Annotated in this window: 1 protein-coding gene; it reads right to left on the reverse strand. The window is 60.6% G+C overall.

The features are described from left to right. Positions 1-115: 115 nt before the first annotated feature. On the reverse strand, positions 116-368 hold a 253-nt coding region (locus tag I6F38_RS43660; RefSeq protein ID WP_018273681.1), incomplete at its 5' end, for an integrase core domain-containing protein.

Below are 368 nucleotides of genomic sequence, written 5' to 3' on the forward strand. Positions count from 1 at the left end.
CGCTGGATTTAAGTGGATTCCTGCCGGGTTATGCTGAACGCGGGGCTTTACGATTTTGTCGTTGCGTCGGGAGGGCGTAGCCCGACCAGAGCGACGACAAAATCGTCGGCGACGGTCATGCGGCCATCACCATAGCTTGCGTGCCGAAGTAAGCCTCGTCGGGCGTGCGCCCGTCAAGGCTCGAGTGAGGGCGTCCCTGATTGTAGAAGGCCAGATACTTGGCAATTGACGCTCGCGCCTCGGACACGCTGTCGTAGGCGCGGAGATAAACTTCTTCGTATTTGACCGTGCGCCAGAGCCGCTCGACAAACACGTTGTCGCGCCAGGCGCCCTTGCCGTCCATGCTGATGGCGATCTTCGCGTCCAGC

Source organism: Bradyrhizobium sp. BRP56 (genome assembly GCF_020194035.1).
GTDB lineage: Bacteria > Pseudomonadota > Alphaproteobacteria > Rhizobiales > Xanthobacteraceae > Bradyrhizobium > Bradyrhizobium australafricanum.